At 69.4% G+C, this 21,396-nt stretch carries 24 protein-coding genes; 5 read left to right on the top strand and 19 right to left on the bottom strand.

All coding sequences use genetic code 11. The features are described from left to right. The first annotated feature begins 16 nt into the window (after positions 1 to 16). Together MMF98_RS01735 and MMF98_RS01730 are read left to right on the top strand one after the other, a co-directional pair. A complete protein-coding gene (locus MMF98_RS01735; protein ID WP_243303716.1) occupies positions 17 to 700 on the top strand; it encodes a heavy metal response regulator transcription factor in 684 nt (227 codons plus the stop codon). Beyond that, positions 700 to 2,118: a heavy metal sensor histidine kinase gene (locus MMF98_RS01730; protein ID WP_243303714.1), complete on the top strand. Its 1,419-nt coding sequence runs from the start codon at positions 700 to 702 to the stop codon at positions 2,116 to 2,118. The genes MMF98_RS01735 and MMF98_RS01730 overlap by 1 nt, the downstream gene beginning before the upstream one ends. On the opposite strand, the gene MMF98_RS01725 is transcribed toward MMF98_RS01730, so the two are convergent. The 6 genes from MMF98_RS01725 to MMF98_RS01700 are packed head-to-tail and all read right to left on the bottom strand — an operon-like array spanning position 2,081 to position 9,463. Beyond that, on the bottom strand, positions 2,081 to 3,235 hold the full coding sequence (locus MMF98_RS01725; protein WP_243303712.1) for an acyl-CoA dehydrogenase family protein: 1,155 nt from the start codon (positions 3,233 to 3,235) through the stop codon (positions 2,081 to 2,083). The genes MMF98_RS01730 and MMF98_RS01725 overlap by 38 nt on opposite strands. Further along, positions 3,232 to 5,073, bottom strand: coding sequence for an acetyl/propionyl/methylcrotonyl-CoA carboxylase subunit alpha (locus MMF98_RS01720; protein ID WP_243303710.1), 1,842 nt, complete (start codon positions 5,071 to 5,073; stop codon positions 3,232 to 3,234). The genes MMF98_RS01725 and MMF98_RS01720 overlap by 4 nt, the downstream gene beginning before the upstream one ends. Next, complete coding sequence (locus MMF98_RS01715) at positions 5,070 to 6,248, bottom strand: acyl-CoA dehydrogenase family protein (RefSeq protein WP_243303708.1); 1,179 nt, start codon at positions 6,246 to 6,248, stop codon at positions 5,070 to 5,072. The genes MMF98_RS01720 and MMF98_RS01715 overlap by 4 nt, the downstream gene beginning before the upstream one ends. Positions 6,249 to 6,291: 43 nt before the next feature. Further along, positions 6,292 to 7,905 (bottom strand): acyl-CoA carboxylase subunit beta, encoded by a 1,614-nt coding sequence (locus tag MMF98_RS01710; protein ID WP_243303705.1) that lies wholly within the window; start codon positions 7,903 to 7,905, stop codon positions 6,292 to 6,294. Further along, entirely contained in the window at positions 7,902 to 8,798 is an 897-nt protein-coding gene (locus MMF98_RS01705) for an SDR family oxidoreductase (RefSeq protein WP_243303703.1), read from the bottom strand. The genes MMF98_RS01710 and MMF98_RS01705 overlap by 4 nt, the downstream gene beginning before the upstream one ends. Continuing rightward, a complete protein-coding gene (locus MMF98_RS01700; RefSeq protein ID WP_243303701.1) occupies positions 8,795 to 9,463 on the bottom strand; it encodes a TetR/AcrR family transcriptional regulator in 669 nt (222 codons plus the stop codon). Before MMF98_RS01700 ends, MMF98_RS01705 begins: the two co-directional genes overlap by 4 nt. A gap of 139 nt (positions 9,464 to 9,602) precedes the next feature. Between MMF98_RS01700 and MMF98_RS01695 the strand changes: the two genes are divergently transcribed. Together MMF98_RS01695 and MMF98_RS01690 are read left to right on the top strand one after the other, a co-directional pair. Beyond that, positions 9,603 to 10,295, top strand: a complete 693-nt coding sequence (locus MMF98_RS01695) for a response regulator (protein WP_423837546.1) — start codon at positions 9,603 to 9,605, stop codon at positions 10,293 to 10,295. Then, positions 10,292 to 11,689: a sensor histidine kinase gene (locus MMF98_RS01690; protein WP_243303697.1), complete on the top strand. Its 1,398-nt coding sequence runs from the start codon at positions 10,292 to 10,294 to the stop codon at positions 11,687 to 11,689. The genes MMF98_RS01695 and MMF98_RS01690 overlap by 4 nt, the downstream gene beginning before the upstream one ends. Here MMF98_RS01690 and MMF98_RS01685 read toward each other — a convergent pair. The 10 genes from MMF98_RS01685 to MMF98_RS01640 form a co-directional block, all read right to left on the bottom strand. Continuing rightward, on the bottom strand, positions 11,676 to 12,644 hold the full coding sequence (locus MMF98_RS01685; RefSeq protein ID WP_423837545.1) for a Bug family tripartite tricarboxylate transporter substrate binding protein: 969 nt from the start codon (positions 12,642 to 12,644) through the stop codon (positions 11,676 to 11,678). The genes MMF98_RS01690 and MMF98_RS01685 overlap by 14 nt on opposite strands. 67 nt (positions 12,645 to 12,711) lie before the next feature. Next, positions 12,712 to 13,821, bottom strand: coding sequence for a WD40/YVTN/BNR-like repeat-containing protein (locus MMF98_RS01680; protein ID WP_243303695.1), 1,110 nt, complete (start codon positions 13,819 to 13,821; stop codon positions 12,712 to 12,714). A gap of 32 nt (positions 13,822 to 13,853) precedes the next feature. Beyond that, positions 13,854 to 14,126, bottom strand: coding sequence for a MoaD/ThiS family protein (locus MMF98_RS01675; RefSeq protein ID WP_243303694.1), 273 nt, complete (start codon positions 14,124 to 14,126; stop codon positions 13,854 to 13,856). Positions 14,127 to 14,220: 94 nt separating this feature from the next. Further along, entirely contained in the window at positions 14,221 to 15,519 is a 1,299-nt protein-coding gene (locus MMF98_RS01670) for an RNA polymerase sigma factor (protein WP_243303679.1), read from the bottom strand. A gap of 14 nt (positions 15,520 to 15,533) precedes the next feature. Beyond that, positions 15,534 to 15,947 (bottom strand): VOC family protein, encoded by a 414-nt coding sequence (locus tag MMF98_RS01665; protein ID WP_243303678.1) that lies wholly within the window; start codon positions 15,945 to 15,947, stop codon positions 15,534 to 15,536. 45 nt (positions 15,948 to 15,992) lie between these two features. After that, positions 15,993 to 16,523, bottom strand: coding sequence for an SRPBCC family protein (locus MMF98_RS01660; protein ID WP_243303671.1), 531 nt, complete (start codon positions 16,521 to 16,523; stop codon positions 15,993 to 15,995). A gap of 13 nt (positions 16,524 to 16,536) precedes the next feature. Then, positions 16,537 to 16,926 carry a VOC family protein gene (locus MMF98_RS01655; protein WP_243303669.1) on the bottom strand — a complete coding sequence of 130 codons (390 nt, stop codon included), beginning with the start codon at positions 16,924 to 16,926 and terminating at the stop codon, positions 16,537 to 16,539. 9 nt (positions 16,927 to 16,935) lie between these two features. Then, the gene (locus MMF98_RS01650; RefSeq protein ID WP_243303667.1) at positions 16,936 to 17,361 is read right to left on the bottom strand and encodes a YciI family protein; all 426 of its coding nucleotides are present in this window, start codon (positions 17,359 to 17,361) and stop codon (positions 16,936 to 16,938) included. A 22-nt stretch (positions 17,362 to 17,383) separates the two neighbouring features. Beyond that, a complete protein-coding gene (locus tag MMF98_RS01645) occupies positions 17,384 to 17,857 on the bottom strand; it encodes a VOC family protein (protein WP_243303665.1) in 474 nt (157 codons plus the stop codon). Positions 17,858 to 17,968: 111 nt separating this feature from the next. Next, positions 17,969 to 18,370: a YciI family protein gene (locus tag MMF98_RS01640; protein ID WP_243303663.1), complete on the bottom strand. Its 402-nt coding sequence runs from the start codon at positions 18,368 to 18,370 to the stop codon at positions 17,969 to 17,971. A 272-nt stretch (positions 18,371 to 18,642) separates the two neighbouring features. Between MMF98_RS01640 and MMF98_RS01635 the strand changes: the two genes are divergently transcribed. Further along, positions 18,643 to 19,080 (top strand): hypothetical protein, encoded by a 438-nt coding sequence (locus tag MMF98_RS01635; protein ID WP_243303661.1) that lies wholly within the window; start codon positions 18,643 to 18,645, stop codon positions 19,078 to 19,080. 43 nt (positions 19,081 to 19,123) lie between these two features. On the opposite strand, the gene MMF98_RS01630 is transcribed toward MMF98_RS01635, so the two are convergent. The 3 genes from MMF98_RS01630 to MMF98_RS01620 form a co-directional block, all read right to left on the bottom strand. Next, positions 19,124 to 19,951, bottom strand: a complete 828-nt coding sequence (locus MMF98_RS01630) for an SDR family oxidoreductase (protein ID WP_243303653.1) — start codon at positions 19,949 to 19,951, stop codon at positions 19,124 to 19,126. 77 nt (positions 19,952 to 20,028) lie between these two features. Further along, the gene (locus MMF98_RS01625; RefSeq protein ID WP_243303650.1) at positions 20,029 to 20,793 is read right to left on the bottom strand and encodes an enoyl-CoA hydratase; all 765 of its coding nucleotides are present in this window, start codon (positions 20,791 to 20,793) and stop codon (positions 20,029 to 20,031) included. Beyond that, the gene (locus MMF98_RS01620; RefSeq protein WP_243303647.1) at positions 20,790 to 21,389 is read right to left on the bottom strand and encodes a 2-hydroxychromene-2-carboxylate isomerase; all 600 of its coding nucleotides are present in this window, start codon (positions 21,387 to 21,389) and stop codon (positions 20,790 to 20,792) included. The genes MMF98_RS01625 and MMF98_RS01620 overlap by 4 nt, the downstream gene beginning before the upstream one ends. Positions 21,390 to 21,396 lie beyond the last annotated feature (7 nt).

The following is a 21,396-nucleotide window of genomic DNA, read 5'->3' as shown; positions in this document are numbered from 1 at the left end:
GCGGACGGCATCGCCCATGAAAATACTGATCGTCGAAGACGAGCTCAAAACCGCCGACTACCTGCAAAAGGGCCTGGGCGAGCAGGGCTGCGTCGTGGACCTGGCGCACAACGGCATCGACGGCCAGCATCTCGCGCTGGAACACGACTATGACGTCATCGTGCTCGACGTGATGCTGCCCGGCCTCGACGGCTTCTCGGTGCTGCGCACCCTGCGCACGCTCAAGCAGACGCCGGTCATCATGCTGACCGCGCGCGACGACGTGGAAGACCGCATCAAGGGCCTGCACGACGGGGCCGACGACTACCTCGCCAAGCCGTTTTCGTTCCTGGAGCTGCTGGCCCGGCTGCAGGCCCTGACGCGGCGCGGCCGCGCCCAGGAGCCCGCGCAGCTGCGGATCGCCGACCTGCAGATCGACCTGATCGCCCGCAAGGCCTCGCGCGGCCATGTGCGCATCAACCTGACCGCCAAGGAGTTCTCCCTGCTTGCCGTGCTGGCGCGGCGCCAGGGCGAGATCCTGTCCAAGACCGCGATCGCCGAGCTGGTCTGGGACATGAACTTCGACAGCAACACCAACGTGGTCGAGGTCGCCATCAAGCGGCTGCGGGCCAAGATCGACGCGCCGTTCAGCCCCAAGCTGCTGCACACCATCCGCGGCATGGGCTACGTGCTGGAGCTGCGCGAGGAAGAACCAGGCTGATGCGCCACTCCATCACCGCGCGGCTGGTTCTCATGTTCGCGGTCGCGGCGCTGGCCACCTTCGCCCTGATCGGCGCTGCGCTGTACGGCGTGCTGCAGCGCGAGCTGGCGCGCCATGAACGCGACGAGCTGAACACCCACCTGCACAACCTCCAGTACTCGATCGAGCGCACCGGCACGGTCGACCGCTGGTCCCGCGTGCAGGCCAAGATGGACGCGCTGACCTCGGACGACGGCAGCGTGCGCTTCTGGGTGCTGAGCGACGACCCGCGCTTCCAGTACGGCCAGGGCCTGGCCGAGATCGAGCAGATGAGCCGCGAGCCGGGCGGGCTCGGCACGATCCTGATGCCGCAGCGGCAGCACCCGATCCATACCCTGTCGGCCTCCATCCCCGCCCTGCAGGACCGCCCGGCCGTGCGCCTGATCATCGGCGTCGACTCGGCCCCCTACATGCAGACGCTGAACGCCTTCCTCGCCGCGCTGGCCGTGCTGTCGCTGAGCACGGTGCTGCTGGTCATGCTGATCGGCTTCTGGATCGCCCGGGTCGGCCTGAAGCCCCTGGTGCGGCTGTCGGAGGAGGCGCAGGCGCTGCGCCCCAAGGCGCTGTCGCAGCGCCTCAAGCTCTCGCCGCTGCCGGTCGAGCTGTCGGACCTGGCCAACGCCTTCAACGGCGCACTGAGCCGCCAGGAGGCCGCCTACCGGCAGCTCGAAGCCTTCAACGCCGACGTCGCCCACGAACTGCGCACGCCGCTGACCAACCTGATCGGCGGCACCCAGGTCGCGCTGTCGCGCCAGCGCACGGCGGCGCAGTTCCAGGAGGTGCTGCAGTCGAACCTCGAGGAGCTGGAACGCGTGCGTTCGATCATCAACGACATGCTGTTCCTGGCGCGCGCCGACCTCGGCGAAGTGGCCACCGGCCTGGTGCGCACCGTCATCGCGCAGGAGGTCCGCAAGACCATCGAGTTCTTCGAGTTCGTGCTGGACGAGCAGGGCGCGGCCGTGCGCATCGAGGGCGATGTCGGGGCCGAGGCGATGATCGAGACCGCGCTGTTCCGCCGCGCCATGTCCAACCTGCTGCAAAACGCCATCGAGCATTCGGGCGCGGGTGCGCAACTCTCGGTCCGCATCCGGCAGGAGCCGGCCCTGATCTGGGTCACGGTCGGCAACCCGGGGCCGCCCATCGACGAGGCGCACCTGCCGCGCCTGTTCGACCGCTTCTACCGGGTCGACGCCTCCCGGCAGGCCCAGGGCGAGCACCATGGCCACGGCCTGGGCCTGGCCATCGTCAAGGCCGTGGCCACCATGCACGGCGGCAGCGTGACGGCCTCCTGCGCGGGTGGAATGACCACGATCGGCTTCAGCCTCCCCCGGCGCGGCGCGCTCACAGGCCCAGTTGCCGCGCCGCCAGATCCTTCATGATCTCCTCGGCGCCGCCGCCGATCATCATGACCTTGACCTCGCGGTAGATGCGCTCGCTCCGGGTGCCGCGCATGAAGCCCATGCCGCCCAGGATCTGCACGGCCTGGTCGGCGCAGAACTGCATGGCCTGGGTGGCGTGGTTCTTGAGCAGGCAGACCTGGGCCACCCAGTCGGGCGAGGCATCGCCCGCGTCGGCGCGCGCGGTGACGGCGTCGAGCCAGGCCTGGGTGGAGGCGATGCGCATCTGCATGTCCACCAGCTTGTGGCGGATCACCTGGCGCTCCACCAGCGCCGCGCCGAAAGTGCGGCGCTGGCGCGCCCAGTCCAGCGCCTCGTCGTAGCAGGCCTGGGCGAAGCCCAGCGCCATGGCCGACAGGCCCAGGCGCTCGCCGTTGAAGTTGCTCATGATGATCCTGAAGCCGCCACCCTCCTCGCCCAGCAGATGGCGCGCCGGCACGCGCACGCCGTCCAGGCGCAGGTGGGCGGTGTCGGAGCACCACCAGCCCATCTTGTCGAGCCGGGTGCGGGACAGGCCCGCCGCGTCGCCGGGCACGAGGATCATCGAGATGCCGCCCGCGCCTTTGCTTCCCGCCTCTCCGGTGCGCACGGCCATCGTGATCCAGTCGGCGCGCAGGCCCGAGGTGATGAAGACCTTTTCGCCGTCGATCACCCAGTCGCCGCCGTCGCGGCGCGCCGTGGTGCGCAGCGCCGCCACGTCCGAGCCGCCGCCGGGCTCGGTGATGGCCAGCGCCGCGATGCGCTCGCCGCGCAACACCGGCGGCACGACCTCGCGCTGCAGTTCGGGCGAACCATGGCGCAGCACGGGCGGCAGGCCGATGTTGAGCGAGAACAGGCTGGCCATCACGCCGCCGCTGCCGCCATAGCGGCTCATCGCAACCGAGACCGCGTTGCGCAACGCGAACGGCGCCGGCGTGCCGCCCAGCACCTCCGGATAGCCCAGGCCAAGCAGGCCCAGGGCCGCTGCCTCGGCGTAGAGCGTGCGCGGGAACTCGCCGGCCTCGTCCCACTGCGTCACATGCGGCGCGATGCGCTCCAGCGTAAAGCGCCGCACGGAGTCGGTCAGGGCCTCGATGTCGTGCTGCAGTTCGGGGCTCATGCGGCCGCCTCGAAGGTCACCAGCACCTGCGAGGTGGCAGCCTGCTGGCCCGGCGCCACCAGCACGGCCTTGACCGTGGCGTCCTGGGCTGCGGCCAGGCTGTGTTCCAGCTTCATCGACTCGATCACCAGCAGCGTGTCGCCCTTGCGCACCGTCGCGCCGGGTTCGGCCGCCACGGCGATCACCTTGCCGTTGAACGGCGCGCGCAGTTCGCGTGCGGCCGCCGCGCCGCCCGCGCCAACGGCGGGCTCGAACGAGGCGTCGTCGATGAAGAAATCGACGCCTTCGTGCTGCGCATGCCAGCGCCCGCGCTCGATCCCGACCGCCGCCAGCCCCGGCACGCGCTCGGGCAGGCCCTGCAGCGGCACGTCATGCAGCACGCCGCGGTGGCGCAGGCGCAGCGGCCGCGCAAACGGGCACGGCAGCACGCCGGAGGCATTTTTCAGAGTAAAAATGGCCGAAGGTCCGCATCGCACGGTCATTTCTTGCTCTCTTTTTTGAAGCGCTTCGCGCAGAACATCACCGTGCTGCGTGAGAAACGGAATCAGCGCCTGCCCCGCGCGAAACACCGGATGCCGCAGGCAGGCCGCCAGCAAGGCGCGGTTGCTGGGCAGGCCCAGCAGTTCGGTGCGGTCCAAGGCGCCGGCCAGCCGGTCGATCGCCTCCTCGCGCGTGGCGGCATGCACGATGAGCTTGCCGAGCATGGAGTCGTAGTACGGCGGCACCGCCAGCCCCTCGAACAGCGCGTGGTCGAAGCGCACGCCGTCCGGCGCGCGGAAGCGCCGCACCGTGCCGGCATGCGGCGTGAAGCTCTCGTCTTCCGCGCACAGCCGCACCTCGACCGCATGGCCGCTGAAACGGACCTGGTCCTGCGCCAGCGGCAGCGGCTCGCCGCGCGCGATGCGCAGTTGCCATTCCACAAGGTCCAGGCCCGTGACCATTTCCGTCACCGGGTGCTCGACCTGCAACCGGGTGTTCATCTCCATCAAAAAGAATTCACCTTGATCGAGCAAAAACTCCACCGTGCCCGCGCCCACATAGCCCGCCGCCTGCGCCAGCGCCACCGCGCACCGGCCCATGCGCTCGCGCAAGTCCGCATCGACGGCTGGGCTCGGTGTCTCCTCGATGAGCTTCTGGTGCCGCCGCTGCACCGAGCAGTCGCGCTCGCCCAGGTGGATGCAATGGCCCAGCGCGTCGGCGAACACCTGCACCTCCACATGGCGCGGCGCCAGCAGCGCACGCTCCAGCAGCAACTCGCCCGACCCGAAGGCCGACTGCGCCTCGCTGCGCGCGCCGTGCAGCGCCGCCGCCAGCTGCGCGGGCCCGGCCGCCAGGCGCATGCCGCGTCCGCCGCCGCCGGCCACGGCCTTCACCATGACGGGATAGCCGATGCGCGCGGCCTCGGCGGCCAGGCGTTCGTCGGAGGGGGCGGCGCCGAAGTAGCCCGGCAGGCAGGGCACGCCATGCTGCTGCGCCAGCGCCTTGGCGCCGGACTTGCTGCCCAGGGCGCGGATGGCCGCGGGCGGCGGGCCGACCCAGGTGAGGCCGGCGTCGAGCACGGCCTGGGCGAAGTCGGCGTTCTCGCTCAGGAAGCCGTAGCCCGGGTGAACCGCGTCGGCGCCGCTGGCGCGCGCGGCGTCCAGCAGCTTGTCGATGCGCAGGTAGGAGTCGGCCGAGGCCGCGCCGCCCAGCGCCTGGGCGCGCGTGGCCTCGCGCACGTGCAAGGCCTGCGCGTCGGGCTCCGAGTAGACCGCGACCGTCTCGATGCCCATGCGGTGCGCGGTGCGGATCACGCGGCGGGCGATCTCGCCGCGGTTGGCGATGAGCAGGCGTTTCATGCCGCCGGCCGCTTGGCGATGCCCATGATCTTCGAAAGAATTCCCAACATCACCTCGTCGGCCCCGCCGCCGATCGAGGCCAGGCGGCCGTCGCGGTACATGCGCGAGACCTTGTTCTCCAGCGTGAAGCCCATGCCGCCCCAGAACTGCAGGCAGGTGTCGGGCACGAGGCGGTTCAGCCGCCCGGCCTTGAGCTTGGCCATGCTGGCCAGTTCCAGCACGTCCTGGCCGCCCACGTAGAGCTCGCCCGCGCGGTAGGTCAGCGCGCGCAGCGACTCGACCTCGGTCTTGAGCTCGGCCAGCTTGAACTGCACCCACTGCTGGTCGGCCAGCGTGGCGCCGAACAGCTTGCGCTGCTGCGCCCAGTCGATGGTCCATGCGATGCAGTTGGTGAGCGACTGCAGCGTGCTGGCCGCGCACCACAGGCGCTCCTCCTGGAACTGCTGCATCTGGTAGATGAAGCCCTGGCCCTCGGCGCCGATGCGGTTGCGCTGCGGCACGCGCACCTCGTCGAAGTAGATCAGGCCGGTGTCGCTGCTGTGCATGCCGATCTTGCGGATCTTCTGCGCGACCTCGATGCCCTTGGTGAGCTTGCCGTTCGGGCCGTCGCGCATCGGCACGATGACCAGCGACTTGTTCTTGTGCACCGGCCCCTCGCCGGTGTTGACCAGCATGCACATCCAGTCGGCCTGCAGGCTGTTGGTGATCCACATCTTCTGGCCGCTGATGACGTAGTCGTCGCCGTCCTTGCGCGCATGGCTTTTGATAGCCGATACGTCGCTGCCGGCGCCGGGCTCGCTCACGCCGATGCAGCCCACCGTGTCGCCTGCAATCGCCGGCGCCAGGAATTCGCGGCGCAGCTCGTCGCTGCCGAAGCGCGCCAGCGCCGGCGTGGCCATGTCGGTCTGCACGCCGATGGCCATGGGCACGCCGCCGCAGTCGATGTGCCCCAGGGTCTCGGCCATCAGCATCGAGTACGAATAGTCCAGGCCCGCGCCGCCATAGGCCTCGGGCTTGCACAGGCCCAGCAGGCCCAGCAGGCCCAGGCCCTTGAACACCTCGTGCGCGGGGAAGATCTCGGCCGCCTCCCATTCGTCCACATGGGGGTTGATGTGCTCGTCGATGTAGCGCTTGAGCGTTTTCTGGATTTCGAGGTGTTCGTGGGTGTAGTGCATGGCCGGTCTCCTTGTCTCTGTGTCGGGGCTTTCCACGGGGGCGCTACATGCGCGCCACGCCGAACTGCATCGGATGAGGCCGGCGCGCCTGGGCCTCGGTGCAGACGCCCAGGCATTGCGCGAGCACGGCGCGGGTGTCGCGCGGGTCGATCACGCCGTCGTCCAGCACCAGGCCCGAGGTGTAGAACGCATCGGCCTGGGCCTCGAACACCGCGACGATCTTGTCGAACTGCGCTTGCGCCTGGGCCGCATCGGGCGCGATGCCTTTGCGTGCCAGGGCGGCCTCGGTCACGATCTGCATGGTGCGCGCGGCCTGCTCGCCGCCCATCACGGCCGTCTTGGCGCTGGGCCAGCTGAACAGGAAGCGCGGCGCGTAGCCACGCCCGCACATGCCGTAGTTGCCGGCGCCGAAGCTCGCGCCGCACTGGAGGGTGATCTGCGGCACGGTGGCATTGGTCACTGCCTGGATCATCTTGGAGCCGTGCTTGATCATGCCGCCCTGCTCGCTGTCCTTGCCCACCATGTAGCCCGTGGTGTTCTGCAGGTAGATCAGCGGATGGCCGAGCTGGCACATGAGCTGGATGAAATGCGTGGCCTTGTTGGCGCCGGCCACGTCGATCGGGCCGTTGTTGCTGATGAAGCCCACCGCATGGCCTTCGACCGCGGCCTGGGCGCAGACCGTGGCGGCGCCGTACAGCGGTTTGAATTCGAGCAGATCGGAGTCGTCCGCCAGGCGTGTGATGACTTCGCGCATGTCCACCGGCTCGCGGTGGTGGGCCGGCATCAGGCCCAGCAGTTCATCGGCTGCGAAGCGCGGCGGCCTCGCTTCTGATGGGATGGCAGCCTGCGCCCAGCCGGTGCGGGCCACCACCTCGCGCGCGATGCCCAGTGCGTGCCGATCGTCCTCCGCCAGGTACTCGCCCAGGCCCGAGACGGCCGTGTGCATCTCGGCGCCGCCCAGCTCTTCTTCCGTGGCCACTTCGCCGGTGGCCGCCATCAGCAGCGGTGGGCCGGCCAGGAAGGCGCGCGAGCGGCCGCGCACCATGATGACCACGTCGCTCAGGCCCGGCATGTAGGCGCCGCCGGCCGTGCCCGAGCCATGCTGCACGGTGATGACCGGAATGCCCGCGGCCGACAGCCGCGCCAGGTTGCGGAACAGGCCGCCGCCGTGCACGAAGCCCTCGACCCGGTACTTCATGAGGTTGGCGCCCGCGCTCTCCACCAGGTGCACGAAGGGCAGCTTGTTCTGCAATGCGATCTCCTGCACGCGCAGGATCTTGTCCAGGCCCATGGGCTGGATCGCGCCGGCATCGATGCCGGAGTCGCTGGCCACCACCATGCAGCGCACGCCGCTGACGAAGCCGATGCCGGCGACGATGCCGCCGCCCGGCACCGAGGCCGCCGGGTCCTTGGTGTCATGCAGGAAACCAGCCAGTGAGCACAGGGGCAGGTACGGCGTGCCGGGGTCGAGCAGCAGCGCCACGCGCTCGCGCGGCAGCAGCTGGCCGCGCTTGTCGAACACCGGCCGGGACCTGGCCGAGGCCTGGGCGGCGCGCTCTTCCAGCGCGCGCAGCTGCGCGATGCGCGCCAGCATGGCCTCGCGCCGGGCCAGGGCCTGCGCGCCCTGCGCGTTCCATGAAGAGGCAAAGACGGTCATGACTGAAACACTTTCGGTGTCTGGTAGCGGTGAAAGCCGTCGAAGGGTTTCACCGCGTCGCGCTGCTGCGCCGCCTCGGGCGCGGCCACCTGGCCCCAGCCCATGCGCACCTGGGGCCGCGCGCCGTCCACCCGCAGCACGCTGCCGCTGATGAAGCTGGCGGCCGGGCTCAGCAGGAAGGCGATGGCGGCCGAGGTTTCGGCTTCGTTGCCGAAGCGGCCCAGCGGCACGGTGGCGCGCATCTCGCGCAGCATGGGGCCGGCCTCGGGCGGGTAATGGTCCATGCCGCTGGAGGCGATGTAGCCCGGCGCCACGGCGTTGACGCGCACGCCGCTTTTCGCCCACTCGAGCGCCGCGGTCTCGGTGAAGCTGACCATGCCGGCGCGCGCCGCGCCGCTGTGGCCCATGCCGGGCATCGAGCCCCAGATGTCGGCCACGATGTTGACGATGGCGCCGCCATGCTCCTGCATGGACTGCAGGTAGCACTCGCGCGCCATCAGGAAGCCGCCCGTGAGGTTGGTGTCCACCACCGCCTGCCAGCCCTTGGCCGAGATGGACTCCAGCGGCGTGATGTACTGGCCGCCCGCGTTGTTGACCAGGCCGTCGATGCGGCCGTGCGCGATGACGATGGCCGCCACCGTGCTGCGCACCGCCTCTTCCTGGCGGATGTCGCAGGCGTGGAAGCTCACATGGCCCACGTGGCCGCGCGCGTCGGCGACGATCTCGCCGGCCACGTCCTGCAGCTTGGCCGACTGGCGCCCGATCAGCACCACATGGGCGCCCAGCGCGGCCAGCTCGTGCGCGGCGCAGCGCCCGATGCCCGAGCCGCCGCCGGTGACGACGATGACCTTGCCCGCGAACAGGCCGGGCGCGAAAACGGATCGATAGCTCATGGGATTTCCTGCAGAAAAAGCGCCAGCGCCGCGTCGGCCAGGTCGTCCAGCGTCGCGCTCTGGCGGCGGTCGAACCACTGGGCCGACCAGTTGAGGGCGCCGAAGATCAGCAGCCGCGCGAGCTTGGCGTCGGCCCGGATGCGGCCCGAGGCCTGCAGCGCCGCGAGCACCGGCGTCCAGACGGACTCGTACTCGCTCTGCAATTGCGCCAGCAGGCCGCGCTGGCGCGGCGTGATGGCGCGCGACTCGTACAGCATGACCGGGATGAAGTCGTTGCCCGGGCCGAGCAATACATCGAAGTGATTTCGAATCAAAACCCGCAGAAGTCCAGGCGGGTCGGTCGTTTCTTGCTCTTCTTTTTGTAGCGCCCTGCCTTGCTGGGCAATGGCCGAGCGCATGCCCTCCTCCATCACCGCATACAGCAGCGCGCCCTTGCTCTTGAAGTGGTAGAACGGCGAGCCGCTTTGCATGCCCACGGCGGCGGCGATGTCGCGCGTGCTGGTGGCGTCGAAGCCTTTCTTGCGGAACAGCCGGGCCGCCGCGCGGATCAGCTCGACGCGGCGGTTGCCGTCGTCGCGCTCGCCCAGCGTCTTGCGCGGGCGGCCGCGCGGCCGCTTGGCCGCAGCGGTGTCGGCATCGGTGGCGCGGGCGACGGGCTTGTCCATGACACCGGACGATAGCAAAGGCTTTTATTTTTAGCAAGCACTTGCTTGGTAAAAATAAGGTGCCACCCGGCGGCGCTGCAATTGACTTTGGCCCCATGCGCTTTCAAACTGCTTTCATGAATCCGCTGATATCGCTGCTATGGTCTCGCCCATGAATGCGCTGGTCGTGGAAGACGATGCCCAAATGCACAAATCGCTGTGCCGCGCGCTCACGCGCTGGGGCTTCAACCCCTTGAGCGCCAGCGACGGGCCGAGCGCCCTCGAACGCTGGCAACAGCAGCAGCCGGCCGTCGTGCTGCTGGACCTGAGCCTGCCCGGCATGGACGGCCTGGACGTGCTGCAGCGAGGCCGCAGCCTGGGCCTGAAGACGCCCGTGCTGCTGCTGACCGCACGCGGCACCGTGGGCGACCGGATCCTGGGGCTGAACTTCGGCGCCGACGACTACCTGCCCAAGCCCTTCGAGCTGGACGAGCTGGAGGCCCGGCTGCGCGCGCTGCTGCGCCGGGTGCAGTCCAGCCCACCGGCCTCGCTGGACCGGCCGCACACGCTCGGCGCCCTCGCGTGGGAGCCGTCGGCCAGCGCGTTCTACTGCGGCAAGGAGCCGCTGGCACTGACGCCGCGCGAGACCGCGCTGCTGCGCGCGCTGGTCGAGCGGCCCAACCACGCGCACACCAAGGAGTTCCTGGCCAGCGTGGTGTTCCCGCCCGAGGAAGACGTGCTGCCCGATGCGGTGGAAGTCGTCACGCACCGGCTGCGCAAGAAGCTCGCGCCCTGCGGCGTGGCGATCGTGACGCTGCGCGGCGTGGGCTACCTGATCAAGGCGCAGGCTTGAAGCATCCCTGGTCGCTGCGCACCCGGCTGGTGTTCTGGCTGATCGTGCCCGTGGCGGGGCTGATGACGCTGGATACCATCGGCCTGTACCACAGGGGCCTGGTCGCGCTGAACTCGGCCTACGACCGCTCCCTGCTGGGCTCGGCCCGCATGATCGGCGACCTGCTGGAGATCCGGCAGAACCGCCTGGTCTCGATTGTTCCGTACACCGTGATCGAGTTCTACGAGGCCGACAACCGCTCGCGCCTGCTGTACCGCATCAAGGGCTTTCACGGCGAGCATGTGGCGGGGTACGAGGATTTTCCCGACGATCCCCAGGGCATTCCCGCCAAGGCCACCTACCCGATCACCGTCTCGTTCTTCGACGCCGACTACCACGGCGAGGCGCTGCGCGTAGCCTCGCTGTACCAGGCCGTGGCCAGCAGCGACGACCGCGGCCTGGCGCTGGTGCAGGTGGCCGAACCGCTCTCGCTGCGCCAGAGCAAGGCGCGCCGCCTGCTGGGCGAGACGATCGCCTGGCAACTGGTCTACCTGGCCGCCACCATTATCCTGACCTGGCTGGTGGTCACGGCCTTCCTCTCGCCGCTGCGGCGGCTGGAGCACAAGCTGCTGCACCGCAGCCCCGGCGACCTGTCGCCCCTCACGCCCCTGCCGGCCGTGCGCGAGCTGGACTCGCTGGTGCGGGCGCTGAACGAGGTCATGGGCCGGCTGCACGACCTGCTGGACCACCAGCGCCGCTTCATCCGCGACGCCTCGCACCAGCTGAAGACGCCGCTGGCGGTGATGAAGATCCAGCTGCAGCTCGCGCAGCGCGGCGATGCCTCCGACCCGCAGTTTCTGGCCGACATCACCCAGACCACGGAGCGCGCCGTCAACGTGACCAACCAGCTGCTGGCGCTGGCCAAGATCGAACAGATCCGGGGCCTCGCGCTGAGCGCGCCGGTGGACCTGGCGGCCGCCGCGCGTTCGGCGGTGGTCGGGCTGTCGTCGCTGATCAGCGACAAGGCGCTGCATTTCGAACTGACCGGCGCCGAACCCACCATCCTGGCGCATGGCTGGATGATCGAGCAGCTTATGACCAACCTGCTGTCCAACGCCGTGCGCCACACGCCCCAGGGCGCCATGCTGGGCCTGGACATCGCGGCCACGCCGCAGGAGGTGGTCATCCGCGTCTGGAATGCCGGGCCGGCCATCGCCCCGGAGATCGCCGACCGGCTGTTCGAGCCCTTCTCCACCACCGACCCGCTGCACGGCACGGGCCTGGGCCTGGCGATCTGCTACGAGATCGTCCGGTGGCTGGGCGGCACCGTGGTGCTGCGCAACTGCACCCTGCCCGACCAGGGCACGGGCGTGGAAGCCGTGGTGCGGCTTGCGCGAGGCCTCAATCCAGCCTGATGCTGGCGCTGCTCACCACCTTCTTCCAGCGCGCCTGCTCGTTCGCGATGAACGCCTTGAACTGCGCGGGTCCATCGCCCACCGCCAGCACGCCTTCATCCGAGAAGCGCGTGGCCGCACCCGGCGCCTTCACGCCCTTGGCCGCCGCCCCCGACAGGCGCGCCACCATCTCGTCGGTGAAGCTGGCCGGCGTCAGCAGGCCATACCACTGCGTCATCTCGAAGCCGGGGTAGCCCTGCTCGGCCACCGTCGGGACGTCGGGCAGCTGGGCCATGCGCTCGCGCGAGCCGGTGGCGATGCAGCGCAGCTTGCCGGCCTTGATGAAGGGAATCACGGCAGCGGCGCCCACGGCGGCGGCCTCCAGCCGCCCGGCCAGCAGATCGGTCATCTGCGGCCCCGTGCCGCGGTACGGCACATGGACCACGAACAGCCCGGCTTCCGACTTCAGGTATTCCATCGCCAGATGGCCGGCGCTGCCGTTGCCCGCGGAGCCGTAGTTGAGCTTGCCCGGCGAGGCCTTGGCCAGCGCCACGAACTCCTTGAGGTTCTTCGCCGGCACCGACGGGTTCACCACGTACAGGCTGGGCACCTTGGCCAGCAGCGACACCGGCTTGAAATCGCGGTTGACGTCGAAGGGCAGCTTGGCGAACAGATAGGGGTTGACCGCCAGCGTGCCGATGTGGCCCAGCACGATGGTGTGGCCGTCGCCCGCGTTGAGGCATTCCTGCATCGCGATGTTGCCGCTGCCGCCGGGCTTGTTGTCGACGAACACCGTCTGGCCCAGCGAGCCGGCCATCTCGGCGGCCGTGCTGCGCGCGATGATCTCGCTGCTGCCGCCCGGGGCGAAGGGCACGATCAGGCGGATCGGCTTGGTCGGCCAGGTGCCCTGCGCCAGGGCCTGCGGCCCGGCCAGGGCGCCCAGCATCGCGGATGCCAGAAAACTGCGTCGCTCCATGGTGTCTCCTATTGGATGTGTGTGCATGACTGCCCGCATCCTAGGGAGCTGTTCTTTCAATCGGCTTTCAGCCCGGGGCGGATTGCGCGAACCGCAGCACTGCCACCGGCGGCAGGTCGCGCGAGAGCGTGTGCCAGGACTCGCCCGCATCGGCGCTGACCCACAGCCCGCCGGTGGTCGAGGCCATCGCCAGGGTCTGGCCATCGCCGGCCACGTCCAGCGCATGGCGGTAGACCAGGTGGTAGGCGTGCTGCTGCGGCAAGCCCGCGGTCAGCGTCCTGAAGCTGGCACCGCCGTCATCGGTGCGCGTGACCACCATGCGGCCGTCCACCGGGATGCGGCAGGCATCGGCCTGCGCGGGCACGAACCAGGCGCGCTGCGGGTTGCGCGGGTCGCAAACCACCGCGAAGCCGAAACCCGAGGGCGCCGGCGCGGCGATCGCCTGCCAATGCTGCGCGCCGTCGGTGGAGCGGTACAGGCCGCAATGGTGCTGCACCCACAGCACGTCGGGCTGGGCGGCGCACTGCGCCATGCTGTGCGGGTCCTGCGTGTTCTGGTCGTCCGCGCTGTCGGCCGGCAGGTAGTCGGCCTTCATGCCGGCGGCGCTCAGCGCCCAGCTCGCGCCGCCGTCGCGGGTCTGCCAGACGCCGCCGCAGGAGATGGCCACGGTGAGGTGCTGCGCATCGCGCGGGTCCACCAGCACCGCATGGATGCCCGCATGGTCGTAGCCGCCGCCGAACCACTGCCGCCGCCCGGGCTCGTTCCACAGAGGCTCGTTCAGCGCCCAGCTCGCGCCGCCGTCCACGGACCTGAAAAGGCCGGCGGGCAGGCAGCCGGCCCACAGGGTGCCGGGTTCTGCCGCGCCCCCCGGGGCCAGCGCCCAGATCAGGTCCACACTCCAGGGCGTCGGGTCATCGGCCCAGGGGCCGGTTTCCGGCTTCGTGGGGAAGGCGGGCGCGGCGATCTCGTGCCACTGCGCGCCGCGGTCGGTGCTCTTGCGCAGCTTGACGCCGAAGTGCCCCATGCGCAGCGCGGCGTACCACGCGCCGTCGCGCGAGTCGGCCAGCACCTGGGTCACCGGTTCGCCGGCGAAATGGTGCGCGGCGATGCGCCAGCCGGCGCCGGCGCCCTCGATCACGAACAGGCCTTTGCGCGTGCCCGCCAGCAATGTGTTCATGGGGATTCCTTTCGATGCGAAGGCGGCTGGCATCAACCGCCGGTCAGGGCCTGGATCACCAGGACGCGATCGCCCCGGCTCAGGGGCTGGTCGAGGTGGACGCGGTCGCGCACCATCTGCTGGTTCACGAACACGGCCACATGCTTGCGGATGGCGCGCTGGTCGTCGAACACGTAGTGCGCCAGCTCCGGCGCCGCGGCCAGCGCGGCTTCCAGCACGGCGCGCAGGCTGCCCGGCGCCACCGACTGCGGCGCGCAGTCCACATGCCGGCGCAGGCTGGCGGCGAATTCCACTGAGACCATCATGGGCAACATGGCAGGGTGCCGTGGCAGGGGCACATCGCAAAATTGTCCGGCGCCGCCGCCCGCGGGTCAAGCCGGGGGCCGCCTGGGGCAGGCGTCATGGCGGCGGCTCCAAAGGCTGCATCTCGCTGGCGCGCTCCAGCAGCAGTTCGCGCTCGCGCGCATTGCGCGCCAGCCCCGCGGCGCGCTCGAACTCGGCCCGCGCTTCGCCGCGCCGGCCCAGCTTGGCCAGCAGATCGCCCCGCACGCTGGGCAGCCACTGGTAGCCCTGCAGGGATTTGTCGCCGCGCAGCGCATCGATGATCTCCAGCCCCGCCGCCGGCCCGAAAGCCATGCCCACGGCCACCGCGCGGTTGAGCTCCACCACCGGCGAGGGGGCCGCCTGCGCGAGGGCGTCGTACAGTGCCGCGATGCGTGCCCAGTCCGTCTCGGCGGCCTGGTGGGCCCGCGCATGGCAGGCCGCTATCGCGGCCTGCAACGCATAGGGCCCGAGCGGCTGGCTGCGCGCCTGGCCCAGGGCTTCGGCATGCGCCAGCGCGGCCAGGCCCCGGCGGATCAGCAGGCGGTCCCAGCGGCTGCGGTCCTGCGCCAGCAGCAGCACCGGCCGGCCGGCCGCGTCCACGCGGGCCGCGGTGCGCGAAGCCTGCAGCTCCATCAGCGCCGCCAGGCCGTGCACTTCGGGTTCGCCGGCCGCCAGACCGGCCAGCATGCGGCCCAGGCGAAGCGCTTCGTCGGTGAGCGCGGGGCGCATCCAGTCCTCGCCCGAAGTGGCGGTATAGCCTTCGTTGAAGATGAGGTAGACCACCTCGAGCACCGAGGCCAGCCGCTCGCCCAGGGCCGCGCCGCGCGGCAGCTCGAACGGCACGCGCGCCTCGCTCAAGGCACGCTTGGCGCGCACGATGCGCTGTGCGATGGTGGGCTCGGGCACCAGGTAGGCGCGCGCGATCTCGTGCGTGGTCAGCCCGCCCAGCAGCTTGAGGGTGAGCGCCACGCGGGCGTCGGTGGACAGCACGGGGTGGCAGGCGGTGAAGATCAGGCGCAGCAGGTCATCGCCGATCTCGTCCTGGCGGGCAGCGTCGAGCGCATCGACGAAGTCCGGCACGATCAGCGCCTCCTGGGCCTCGAGGTCATGGCCGATCTGCTCGAGCTTCTCACCCTGCATCCTGCTGCGGCGCAGGTGGTCCAGCGCCTTGTTCTTGGCGGCGGCCGTGAGCCAGGCGCCAGGCTTGTCGGGCACGCCCTGCGTGGGCCAGTGCTCCAGCGCAGACACCAGCGCGTCCTGCGCCAGTTCCTCGGCCAGGCCGATGTCGCGCACCATGCGCGCCACCGTGGCCACGATCCTGGCGGACTCGATGCGCCATACCGCCGAGATGGCCTGGTGGGTCGCGGAGTGCACGAGCGCCGGCCTGCTCAGGCTTGCGGCGGCGCGGCGCTGGCGTCCATGTACACCAGCTCCCAGATGTGGCCGTCGAGGTCGGTGAACCCGTGGCCGTACATGAAGCCATGGTCTTGCGGCGGGTTGGGCGAGGTGCCGCCCGCGGCCAGCGCCTTTTTCACCAGCGCATCGACTTCCGCGCGGCTTTCGCAGCTCAGGCAGATCAGCACCTCGGTGGCCTGGGTGGCGTCGGAGATGGGCTTCTTGGTGAAGGTGGCAAAAAAGCTCTCGACCAGCAGCATCACGTAGTTGTGGTTCTCGCTGACGACCATGCAGGCGCCCTGCTCGTTGGTGAACTGCGGGTTGAACGAGAAGCCCAGGCTCTTGAAGAACGCCTGGCTGCGTTCCATGTTCTTGATGGGGAGGTTGACGAAGATCTGGCGGTTCATGGAATGTCCTTTCCGTGGTCTGTTGAGTTTCCGGGGCGTGAGAGCTCAGCCGCGTTCGGCCTGGGCCTTGAGGTTGGCGAGGCCGGCCTCGAAGTCGCGGCCGATCATCTGGTCCATGTTGAAGAAGAGGCCCATCAGCTTGGCGATGAACGGACTGGGGCCGTGCATGGCCCAGGTCACCTCGGTGCCCTGGCCGCTGGGAGCGAGCGTGAACTCGATGGCGTTGTGGCCCTCGAACGGCTCCAGCATGTCCAGCCGCATCGCGACCCGGTTCGGCGCCATGACGTCGACGATTTCGAGGCTGCCCTTGCCCACGTCCTTGTTGCCCGCGAAGTCGTAGGCCGCGCCCGGGCCGCTCGCGGGGCCGCGGTAGCTGCCCTTGATCTGCGGGTCCTTGCGGTTGTAGGGGTTCCAGGTGTTGAACTGGTGCATGTCGCTGATCAGCGGAAACAGCTTGTCGGCCGGCGCCTGGATGGCTAGGCTGCGCTGCACGCGGAAGGTGTCGGGCCGGGTGGCGGCATAGATCAGCAGCACGGCGATGGCGGCCGCGATCAGCCCCAGGATGATTTTGAGCATGGGGTTCTCCTGTTCAGACCATCGGCTGAACCAGATTGACGAGGTTGCCGCAGGTGTCCTCGAACAGCACGGCGCTGATGGGGCCCATGGCCTGGGGCTCGCCGCGCACGACGACGCCCCGGCCGCGGAGGCGGCGCACTTCGGCGGCGATGTCGGCGGTGATGAGCGCCGTGGCCGGGATGCCCGCATCGAACAGGGCCTGCTGGTACACCCGCGCGGGCGCAAAGCCCATGGGCTCCAGCACCAGCTCGACGCCGGGCACGCCTTCGGGCGAGGTGACCGTGAGCCAGCGGTAGGTGCCCATGGGGATGTCGGCGCACTTCTCGAAGCCGAGCACGCCCGTGTAGAAGGCCAGGGCCGCGTCCTGGTCGGCCACCATGACACTGGTGAATTTGATCTGCATGGCCGCTCCTTATTTCTGGCTGGGGGTGTTCATCTGGCGGAAGCGCTCGACCTGCTGGTTGGGCGTGAAGTCGTCCAGCTCATAGAGCTGGCGCACCTCGATCACGGCGGGCGCGCCGCGGCCCACCGGGTTCGGGAACCGGCGCGACCACTCCAGCGCCTCCTCGCGCGAGCGCACCTGGATGATGGTGAAACCCGCGATCAGCTCCTTGGCCTCGGCGAACGGGCCATCGATGACGGTGCGCTTCTGGCCGTCGTAGTGGATGCGCCAGCCCTTGCGGCTGGGCTGCAGGCCGCTCGCGTCGAGCAGCGCGCCGGCCTTGGACAGCTCCTCGTGGAAATCGGCCATGTCGGCCATCAGCTGCTCGTCGGGGGTTTGCGGGGTGGTCTCGGCCTCGAACTCGGACGTGGACTTGACGATGATCATGAATCGCATGGTGTTGCTCCTGGCGGGGTTGTCAGCGGCCGGCATAGGCGCGTTGCAGGGCGGCGATGTCGAGCTTTTTCATGCCCAGCATCGCGGACATGGCGCGCTGCGCGCCCGCGGCGTCGGCGCCCGCCAGCAACTGCGGCAATACCCTGGGAACGATCTGCCAGGAGACACCGTACCTGTCCTGGAGCCAGCCGCACTGCTGGTAGGCACCGCCCGCGCCCAGCCGCTCCCAGTAGCGGTCCACCTCCTGCTGGCTGGCGCAATTGACCACGAAGGAGATGGCCGGCGTGAAGCTGAAATGCGGTCCGCCATTGAGGGCCACGTAGTCCTGCCCGTCCAGCTCGAAGCCCACGGTGAGCGCCGTGCCCTTGGGAAAAGGCGCGCCCTCGCCGTAGCGGGTGATGGCCGTGACCCGGGAATGGTCGAAGACCGAGATATAGAAGTTCGCCGCCTCTTCGGCCTGGCCGTCGAACCACAGACTGGGTGTCGTCCTTTGCATGGTGTTTTCTCCTGAAACAAGACAGGAAGCCGAAACTGGCTTTCTACATGCACGACGAACGGCGCCGCCGGTTCTCGACCCACTCGATCTAGGTAAAAACCCTTATATCTGTCAATGACCAGCGTGCGCCGCGGGCCGGGCGGCCACGTCGGCCTGGCTCTCGTCATAGCAGGGCGCCAGCGCGCGCACCTCCACCGTGGACCACTCGGCGGCCGGGCATTCACGGGCAATGGCCACGGCCTCTTCAAAGGTTTTGCACGTGACCAGGAAATAGCCGCCGATCATCTCCTTGGCCTCGGCGAACGGCCCATCCACCACCTGGGCCTGGCCGCCGCGCACGCTGACCCGGGCCGCGCTGGCCTGGGAGGCCAGCGACTCGGTGGCCTTGAGCAGGCCGCGCGCCTTGAGACCTTCGCCAAAGCGGACCATGCGGTCGTACACCGCGCGGCCTTCGGCCTCGGTGCGGGTCTGGCGCTGGCCGGTGGGCTCGAGAATCAGGAGCATGTAGGTCATGGGGAGAATCCGGGATGGCGGGAACAGAAGCCGGGTCGCCCCGGCGGCGCAGCCATCTTAGCCAATCGGGCGTCATCCGCCTCAGGGCAAAGACCTGTCCATCGCCATGGATTGAAAGCGCCAACGCAGCCCGGCCCATGGCGGCTGGCGTCGCCCGTATCATGCGGGGCTGGCGCCTCTGCCTGCACTCACGCAATGGAGAAGGCGATGACGGCAAAACCAGCTTCCAGCGGGCTCCCGGTGGATCGGATTCGAATCGGATTCTGTTTCAGATGAACAAGGCACCCACCCCATCCCTGATGACCCGGCGCCTGCAGGCGCTCATGGCGGTGTACTGCGCGGCCAGCCTCGCGCACTTCATCCACAACGCGGAGTTCATCGCGGTCTACCCCAACCTGCCCGGGTGGCTGGCCCGGGAGGGCGTCTACCTCGCGTGGCTGGCCGTCACCAGCGTCGGCGCCGCGGGCCTGATCGCGGCCCGCCTGGGTTTTGAGGCGCTCGGCCTATTGTTTGTCGGCGCCTACGGCGCCCTCGGGCTGGATGGCCTGGCGCACTACACCCTGGCGTTGTGCTCCGAGCACACCTTCGCCACCCAGGCCACCATCTGGTTCGAGGCCGCCAGCGGCTTGGTGCTGATGCTGGCCTCGGCCTTGCTGCTGGGCCGAACTCTCGCCGGCCGCAGGGGCAGGCCGCCAGCCGTGGCGGCCTGACGCCTGCGCCGGCCAGGCAGGCCCGGCCGGCGCGCGCGACGCGTCAATCCACGAAGAAGTCGGGAATGAAATTCTTCGTGCCCGGCGTCACCGAGTACTTCTCCAGGTCGGTCACGCCGTGCTGCGCCAGCAGGGTGTCGTCGATGTAGAAATTGCCGGTGACCGTGGACGGGCTGGTGAGGATGAAGTACGCCGCGTCCGACAGGATCTCGGGCTTGCGGCACAGCTTGAGGTCCACGCCCGGAATCATCTGCAGCGCGGCGGTGGCGATCGCCGTGCGTGGCCACAGGCTGTTGACGCCGATGCCGTAGCGCTTGAACTCGCCCGCGTGGCCGAGGGTGCACATGCTCATGCCGTACTTGGCCATGGTGTAGGCGGTGTGGTGCTCGAACCAGTGCTGCTTCATGGACAGCGGCGGCGACATGGTCAGCACCTGCGGGTTGCGCCCGGCCGCGGCGGATTTCTTCAGCTCGGGCAGGCAGGCCTGGGTGCAGAGGTAGGTGCCGCGCGCGTTGATGCCGTTCATCAGGTCGTAGCGCTTCATCGGCGTGTGCTCGGTGTCGGTGAGGCTGATGGCGCTGGCGTTGTTGACCAGGATGTCGATGCCGCCGAACTCCTGCACCGCCTGGGCCACGGCGGCCAGCACCGCGTCTTCCTCACGGATGTCCACCGCCAGCGGCAGCGCCTGGCCGCCCGCAGCCCGGATTTCTTCGGCCGCGCTGTGGATGGTGCCGGGCAGCTTGGGGTTGGGGTCGCTGGTCTTGGCGATGACGACGATGTTGGCGCCATCGGCGGCCGCGCGTTTGGCGATGGCCAAGCCGATGCCGCGCGAGGCGCCGGTGATGAAGAGGGTTTTTCCCTTGAGGCTCATGGCTGTCTCCTGGATGTTTGCTCCGCTTTTGATAGCAGAAAAAGACCACCCGGCCTGGACATCAGGCCGATATGGCATCAAACCTTGGAAAAATCGGGCTTGCGCTTCTCCATGAAGGCGCCAAAGGCCTCGCGCGCCGCGGGCTCGCGCAGCATGCGGCCGAAGCTGGCGCCTTCTTCCGCCATCTGCTGCAGCACCAGCTGGCCCTGCCCCTTTTTCATGAGGCGCTTGGTTTCGATCAGCGAGCTCAAGGGCTTGGCGGCGAGCTTGCGCGCCTGGGCCTGGGCGTAGTTGTTGGCCTCGGTCGGCGGCAGCACGCGGTTGACCAGGCCCACTTCGAGCGCGGCCTCGGCCATGAAGGGCTCGCCCATCAGCAGCGCCTCGGCCGCGCGGTGGTAGCCCAGCATCTGCGGCACCAGCAGGCTGGAGGCCGCCTCCGGGCACAGGCCCAGGTTGACGAAGGGCATGGAGAAGGCCGCGTTGTCGCCGGCGTAGACCAGGTCGCAATGGAACAGCAGCGTGGTGCCGATGCCCACGGCCGGGCCGCACACCGCCGCGATCAGCGGCTTGGAAAAGCCGGCGATGCCGCGCAGGAAGCGGAACACCGGCGAGTCCACGCCCGCGGGTGGCTGGTTCAGGAAGTCGCCGATGTCGTTGCCGGCGCTGAAGATGGTGGCGTCGCCCTGGATCACCACCACGCGGGTGGCCGCGTCGGCCTCGGCCTGGGCCAGCGCGTCGGCCATGGCGCCATACATGGCCGAGGTGATGGAGTTCTTCTTGTCCACGCGGTTCAGCGTGAGGGTGAGTACACCGGCTTCGGTGTGGGTGAGGATGTCGCTCATGATGTTTGCAGTGCTTCCTTGACGAAATCGAGTCGGTCCTGGCCCCAGAACATCTGGGCGCCAACGAAAAAGGTGGGGGCGCCGAACACGCCGCGGTCGATCGCCTCCTGGGTCGCGGCCTTGAGCCGCTCCTTGACCTCGGCGTCCTGGGTCAGCGCCAGCAGCGCCGCCGGATCGAAACCGGCGGCCTGCAGCACGCCGGCCACCGCCGCAGGTTCGTTGAGGTTCTTCGCCTCCACCCAGATGGCGCGGAACACCGCATCGCAGTAGGGCAGGAAGCGCGCCGGCTCGCGCATCTGCAGCCCCGCGGCGCCGCGCATCAGCGTGAGCGTGTTGATCGGGAAATGCGGGTTGCGCTGCAGCGGCACGCCGTAGCGCCGGGCGAAGCGGTCGAAGTCCACGAAGGTGTAATGGCCCTTGGCGGGAATGGTGGCCGGCGAGTGGTTGCCCGTGGCCTGGAACACGCCGCCCAGCAGCATGGGCCGGTAGGCCAGCTCGGCGCCGGCCTGCGCGCACAGGCCGGGCAGCTGCGTCCACGCCAGGTAGGAAGCGGGGCTGCCGAAGTCAAAGTAGAACTCGACCGTCTTGGGGCTCATGGCTGTT

It is taken from the genome of Variovorax terrae (genome assembly GCF_022809125.1).
GTDB lineage: Bacteria > Pseudomonadota > Gammaproteobacteria > Burkholderiales > Burkholderiaceae_C > Variovorax_A > Variovorax_A terrae.
The sequence above is the reverse complement of the archived record's forward strand: the minus strand, read 5'-3'. Positions and strand labels throughout refer to the sequence as shown.